A 6,709-nucleotide genomic window follows, 5' to 3' on the forward strand; every position below is an offset into this window, starting at 1 on the left:
CTGCTGGGGGGGCGGCGGGCCTCCCCCCGAGTTGATCACATGGATCAAGCCGGCAAAGGCAGCCACCCCGGCCGAAACGGCCAGCGCCACCGCACCCGCCCGGCGGGCCAGGCTGGGGGCCACCGGCCGCTTCACCTCGGCGGCAGGGTCCAACCCGCTCAGGGCGACCGAGTCCTTCGGATCGGCGGACGGCGAGACGCCCGCGTCAGGTGTCCGGAACGCGCCGGACCGCGTGTTCAGACCCGGAGGGATGGAGTTCCTGTCGATGCGCATGGTCGAAACCGGCCCCTTTCCGCCCTTTCAAAGGTTTCCTGATTGTATCGCAGGCCAAGGAAAAATGCATGAAAAATGGGACTCGGCGGGAAATCCCGGCGCCGGCTTTCACCTCGTGGAAGAAATCCGGCGTTGCCGCCCGCCCCCGAGACCTTCCAGACCCGGATGGCAGGTGGGGCACGGCGAAGCCGCCCGCAGCCGACTGAAAGCGACTGCAGTTCACCTTCCTGCAACACGCCAGCCGGCGGCGCAGGAGTATCTTCGTTCAGGAGGGTTCCTGGCGGGTCGACTCCAAGGCTCGCAGAATGCGGTTCTTTGAACCCATCCCAGGCCACGTCGAGGCATCGCCTGGTGTGTCCGGGTCAGGGAATCCGGGCCGGATGCGCCGTCGCGAGCTGGCCGGGGCGCCTTCGCCCGAAACCGGAAGAATCGATCGGAGAGTCCAACCGTGAACATCGCGTCCACCCGGGTCACCGCGTCGACCTCGGCCCCGGCGACCCCGGGCTTCCCCACCGCGGCGCCGCCCAATGGAGCGGGGAAGATCGCCGACACGGTGGACCTCTCGCCTCCCGCGACGACGGCCGACGTGCCCCGTTTCCGAAACCTGCTCCGCGCTTCAACCCAGGCCCACCTGGCCAGCCTCCCTGCGGCCGTGGCCCTGGCGCTGGCAACGTGCGAACGATCGGTGGCCGACGTCGGACTCCGACGCTTCGAGACCCCGGAGACCCAGGCCGGAATCCGAGCCATCCGAGACCTGGCGGCCCAGATCGCCCCCGGGGTGCTAGCTGAAGCGAATCGGGAGCAGGAGGTGGCCGAGTCGCGACGCTTCCGCGAGGGCTTCCTGCTGCCCACGGACAATCCACCGGACCTGGCGGCCAAAGGTCAGGCGCTGATGGACCGGTTGGAGGGCTCCAGCCCCTCTGCGCTCCAGACGAAGGTGGTGGTGCTGGACGGCCCGACCCTGATGGCGTTCGTGCGCGGGGGCGAGAACCTGTACGTCGGTCAGGACGTCCTGGACCTGCCTGAAGAGGAGGCCGCGGCGATCCTCGCCCACGAGCGGGCCCACCTCTTGGAGCGACATCCCACGCTGGCCTCGATCTGCACGGAGGTCGGCCTGGTCCTGGCAGCCCATGCGGCCGGAAGCCCTCCCGTCGCGGCCGCCATCAAGCAACTTGGAACCCTGGCCACGGCCGGCCTGCAGCGAGAGCAGGAGTTCCGGGCCGACGCGTTGGGCTCGGACATGCTGGAACGCGCCGGATACCCGCGCTCGGCGATGACGCGGGTCCTGACCCGGCTCCAGGGCGACCGAACCGAGACCTCCCGACCGACCGACGATCACCCGCTTCTCTCCGCGCGTCTGCGAGCCTTGTCGGCATCGGCTCCCGCCGCCCAGGGCTGAACCCGGAGCCTCAGGACCCGCCCGAGCGCCCCGGGGTCGGAGAGGTTCCCGGCCACGCGGTCGGCTTTTAGCTTCCTTTCAGGGATTCGAGGCAGACTCCGAACATGACGATCTCATCGATCTCGAGCGCCTCCTTCGCCCACCAGGCTCCTCACTTCGCCCGGGTCAGTCGGACCCACGCCGAGCCCCGGGTCTCCGAGGAGGACCGCCAACGCTGGCAGGCCGTCCCCTGGAACCCCGAGCAACGCCATCCGGTCCTGCTGGAGGCCTGCCCGGACGGGACCATGCGACTGGGGGACGTCCGCTGGGGGTTCCAGGAATCCCCCGACCCCTCGGCCTGGAAGCCGGTCTATACCGAGGCCGTGGTGGATCCCAGGAAGGTGAAGGACGTCTGGCTGGCGGTCGAGCCCTTCGCCCCCAAAATCGTCGCCGGCCACAGCCTGGTGCTCTTCGAGTTCGAGCAGGACTCTCCGGTGCGCAACAGCCAGGGGGAAACCGACCCGGCCCTGGTCGTCTCGGCCGAGGCCCTGCGGCCTCCGGGCACGTCCTATGACCTGCTGAAGGGGATGGGCAAGAACTTCGGAGTGGTCTACCAGGTGGGGACCCTGGCTGACCAGTTGCAGAAGGTCTCCCGCCAACAGGGCCACGATCTGCTCCTGCACCGATTGGCCCTCTCACCCGAGCAGAAGGAGTCGCTGCTCCGCAACGCCCTGGACCAGTCCACCCGGGACCGGACCGGTGAGTGGTACCACACGTTGTTGAACTCGTGCTTCACCGCCCAGGTGGAGCTGCTCAACTCGGTGGTCCCCGAAGAGCAGAAGATCCGGCGTTTCACGACCCTGGGGAGGTTCTTGAGGCCGGAGGCCTGCCTGCCCAACTCGACGGGAGCGCTTCTGGCCCGCAAGGACCTCCTGGACGGGAGGGTCGTGGTGGTCCGGCCCGACCAGAAACTGCACCCCACCGCGGCCCGGGGCCAGTCGGACCTGCAGAAGGCGGTGGCCCGAGCGACCCGATCCCCGCTGTGGGATCCGGGAATGCGGGTGGGAGGACTCCTGGCCGGAGCCTGGGCGGGTTCCGCCGTGGCGGGCCTGCCTGGCCTGGTGGCGGGCGCTTTGACCGGGCAGTTCCTGGGCGGCCTGGCCGGCGACGTGGTCCGGCTGCAGACTGACGTGGTCGAGATTCCCGTCGAGACGCTCTACCAGTTCACCCCCTCCCTCGGCACGGCATCCGCTCCACGCGAGGCCGAGCCAGCCTTCAGCCCGTCTCTCGAACCCGGTTTCGCGGCCGCCCGCCCCTGAACGGATTCAGGGCAGGCGGGCCGGCCCCGGGAACGCACGTCGTCCGGTTTCCTGAAGGAGCCTCTCTTCCGGACCCAGAACCTTTCTGGGCTTGGCCTTCCGGCGGTGGGGAGGACTCCAGCAATCCGGTGCGCAACGGCGGAAAGGATGCAGGAGGATGGCGGAGGACGCGCAGTTTCGCCTGCCGAAGACCGTAGAGCCCGGGTGGACGGAGGAACAGGCCGCTGCAGGCCATGCAGGGCTGCTGGCCATCTTCGAGGGCATCGACGAACCCGTCTACGTGGCCGACCCGACCACCTTCGAAGTGCTCTTCGTCAACCGGGCCACCATCCGGTCCTTCGGCCCTCCCGACCAGCGCCGGTGCTACGAGTACCTGCAGCAGCGCTCGAGCCCGTGTCCTTTCTGCACCAACGACAAAATCCTGGGCGAGTACCTGGGCCGTTCCTACGTCTGGGAGTTCCGCAACGAGGCCGTCCAGCGCTGGTACAAGTGCATCGACAAGGCGATCCCCTGGCCGGACGGCCGCCTGGTGCGCTACGAGATGGCCATCGACATCCACGAACGCAAGCTGGCCGAAGATGCCGTGCGCGAAAGCGAGCGCCGGCTCCGGGCCCTGGGCGACAACCTGCCGGGAGGCATGTTCTACCAGATCGAAATCCACCGGGACGGAACCCGACGCCGCTTCAGCCACCTCAGCGCCGGCGTGGAGGTCCTCCATGGCCTGACCGTGGAGGAGGCCCTGGCCGACTGCTCCCGCATCTACAACCAGATCCATGAAGAGGACCGGGCCAGGCTCGAGCACCTCGAGCAGGCCGCACTCCAAACCCTCACCCCGTTCCGGGCCGAGGTCCGGAACGTCCACCCCTCTGGAGAAGTCCGCTGGCGCCTCTTCCAATCCGCTCCCCGGATCCTCTCGGATGGCCGGGTGGCCTGGGACGGAGTCGAGCTGGACATCACCGACCTGAAGCGCGGGGAACAGGAACGCGACGGGTTGCGCGAGCAACTGGCGCTGGCCCAGAGGATGGAGTCCGTGGGCCGGCTGGCTGGAGGGGTGGCCCACGACTTCAACAACATGCTGGCGGTCATCGCGGGGCATGCCGAGATGGCCCTGGAGCGGGCTGGCCCCGACGACCCCCTTCGCGCAGACCTGCAGAGGATCCACGAGGCCGCCGAGCGCTCGTCGCGCCTCACCCGGCAACTGCTGGCCTTTGCCCGCCGCCAGACGGCCGCCCCCCGGGTCCTGGACCTCAACCGGACCGTGGAGGCGATGATGCCCATGCTGCGCCAGATCCTGGGTGAGGGCATCGAGCTGTCCTGGCGGCCCGACCCCGAAGCGGGATTCGTCCGGATCGATCCCTCCCAGGTGGATCAGATCCTGGCCAACCTGCTGCTGAACGCCCGCGATGCCACCGGAGGCACCGGACGGGTCACCCTGGAGACGGCCGGCGTCTGCTTCGAAGAAGAGGACTGCACCGTCCGCGCAGGGTTCACCGCGGGCGACTACGTCCTGCTGAGCGTCAGCGACGACGGCATCGGGATGGATGCCCAGACCCTCTCGCAGATCTTCGAGCCGTTCTTCACCACCAAGGATCCCGGGCAAGGAACCGGCCTGGGGCTGCCGACGGTCTACGGAATCCTCCGGCAGAACAGCGGATTCGTCAGCGTCTACAGCGAGCCGGGCCAGGGGACGACGTTCAAGCTGTACCTCCCCCGTTGCGCGGAGCTCCCGACCCCGGCGCCCTGCGACCCCGAGCCGCCGGGCCCGCTTCCGCCAACCCGAGGTCCCCGGACCATCCTTCTGGTCGAAGACGAGCCGATGATCCGCGACATCACCCGACAGATGCTGGAACAGAAAGGTTTCTGCGTCCTGAGCGCCGACAATCCGACCGAGGCCCTCCACCTGGCCCGGCACCACCACGACCCGATCCACCTGCTGCTGACGGACGTGGTCATGCCCCGGATGAGCGGCCGCGAGCTGGCCAGGAGAATCGCCGAGATCCACCCGGAGGCCCGGCAGCTCTACATGTCCGGCTACACGGCCAACGTCATCGCCCACCACGGTGTGCTGGAGACCGGGGTGCACTTCTTGCAGAAGCCCTTCTCGCTGAAGGTCCTCCTGGCCAAGGTGCACGAAGCCCTGGCCTGACCGGCTCGCCCCCGCACCAGGTGCTGAGGTTCAGCCTGAATCTGCCGCCTGGCGTGAGAGCCGAGGGCGTCGAGGCGGGTCTGGATGCAAGGAAGGCGTGCATCGAGGAGCGGAGCGTAGTTGGAAACTACGTGAGCACCGCAGAGGTGCGCCTGACGACGCAGACGAACCCGGATCGGCGGCCGAATGCCACGGTAGGCAGCGGATTCAGGCTCGCCCCCGGGCCGCGACCTTGCGGGGAGCCTGGGGGTTTCGCGTTCGGGGGCGCGGGGCAGGCGCATGGGCCCGGGCCGGACCACACGGAAGACAACGAGCCTTGAGCACGCCCGAGCCGAAGGGATGCCCCTCGAGGAGGTGCGCCACCCGCTCGGCCTCCTCGGCGCGAACCTCGACGACCGAGGAGTGGGGCAAGAGGGTGATCGCCCCGAAGGCCCGTGCCGGCATGCCCGTGGCGCTGCGCAGCAGCCGGACCATGGTGGCCAGGATCAGGCCGTCGCGCCGGCCCACGTTGACCTGGACCTGGCGCGTACCGGGATGGGCCGGCGAGGCGGCAGCCGCGCGCGCTGCAGACGAACGCACGACCGGGGCAGCAGGACGAGGCGCCCTGGGAACCGGCACCTCCAGGCCCGCCCCCAGGACGGCCTGGGCAGCCGGGTCTCCGCCCATGAGGGCACAGAGCGCGTCCACCGGCTCCATGTAGGCCAGCAGTTCCTCCGCCAGAACCCGCAGTCCCGGATCGACTCCCTCGGCCAGGCGACGGCACACCGTCCCGTGGTAGGACTCGCGCAGGCGCCGGCGCACATCCTCGGCCTGAGGCACCGGGCGGACCTGCAGCTCGACCTTGGCGGAAGCCAGGAGGCGGCGGAAGCGCATCGCGTCCCGAGGGGCGACGAAGGTGACCGCCATCCCGGAGTCTCCGGCGCGGCCGGTGCGGCCCACCCGGTGGATGTAGGTCTCGGCGCTCTGCGGGACCGCCAGGTTGAAGACGTGGGTCACCCCGCGGACGTCGATCCCCCGCGCCGCCACGTCGGTGGCCACCAGCAGCCGGAGCTGCCGGCGTCGGAAGGCGTTCAGGGTCCGGGTCCGCTCGGCCTGGGCCATGTCCCCGTGCAGGGCGGCCGACTGGAAGCCATCGCCCCGCAGCCGCTCCGCCAGCTCCTCGGTCTCGGCCCGGGTATGGCAGAAGATGATGGCCAGCTCGGGATTCTCGACGTGCAGCACGTTGCTCAGGGCGTCCGAGCGGAACTCGCGGTGGACCTCGTAGGCCACATGCCGGATCTCGACGGCGACGGAGAGGCCGGTGCTGACCGCCACCGTCTCGGGGTCGCGCAGGGTCTTGGCGGCCAGGGCCTGCATGTCGGGGGCCAGGGTGGCCGAGAAGAGCAGCGACTGACGCTGGGCGGGAAGGGCCTCCAGCAGGCGGTCCAGCTCGTCGGCGAAGCCCAGGTCGAGGATCTCGTCCGCCTCGTCCAGGACCAGCGTCCGGCAGGTGCCCAGGTCCAGGGTGCCGCGGGTGAGATGGTCGCAGAGCCTGCCTGGGGTGCCCACCACGATCCGGGCCCCGGCGCGCAAGGCCCGAAGCTGGTCGGAGTA

The 6,709-nt window shown here is 69.6% G+C and carries 5 protein-coding genes; 4 read left to right on the forward strand and 1 reads right to left on the reverse strand.

Going from position 1 to position 6,709, the window contains the following annotated elements:
- The 4 genes from EYA77_RS04390 to EYA77_RS04405 form a co-directional block, all read left to right on the forward strand.
- On the forward strand, positions 1 to 592 hold a 592-nt coding region (locus EYA77_RS04390; RefSeq protein WP_209315005.1), incomplete at its 5' end, for a hypothetical protein.
- A gap of 129 nt (positions 593 to 721) precedes the next feature.
- Positions 722 to 1,672, forward strand: coding sequence for a M48 family metalloprotease (locus EYA77_RS04395; RefSeq protein ID WP_167815989.1), 951 nt, complete (start codon positions 722 to 724; stop codon positions 1,670 to 1,672).
- Positions 1,673 to 1,776: 104 nt separating this feature from the next.
- The gene (locus tag EYA77_RS04400) at positions 1,777 to 2,970 is read left to right on the forward strand and encodes a DUF4105 domain-containing protein (RefSeq protein ID WP_167815990.1); all 1,194 of its coding nucleotides are present in this window, start codon (positions 1,777 to 1,779) and stop codon (positions 2,968 to 2,970) included.
- 157 nt (positions 2,971 to 3,127) lie between these two features.
- Positions 3,128 to 5,116 carry a PAS domain-containing sensor histidine kinase gene (locus EYA77_RS04405; protein WP_167815991.1) on the forward strand — a complete coding sequence of 663 codons (1,989 nt, stop codon included), beginning with the start codon at positions 3,128 to 3,130 and terminating at the stop codon, positions 5,114 to 5,116.
- 207 nt (positions 5,117 to 5,323) lie between these two features.
- On the opposite strand, the gene EYA77_RS04410 is transcribed toward EYA77_RS04405, so the two are convergent.
- A partial coding sequence (locus EYA77_RS04410) for a DEAD/DEAH box helicase (protein ID WP_167815992.1) occupies positions 5,324 to 6,709 on the reverse strand: 1,386 nt, incomplete at its 5' end.

It is taken from the genome of Methanocorpusculum sp. GPch4, from assembly GCF_012062385.1.
In the GTDB taxonomy this organism is placed as follows: domain Archaea; phylum Halobacteriota; class Methanomicrobia; order Methanomicrobiales; family Methanocorpusculaceae; genus Methanocorpusculum; species Methanocorpusculum parvum.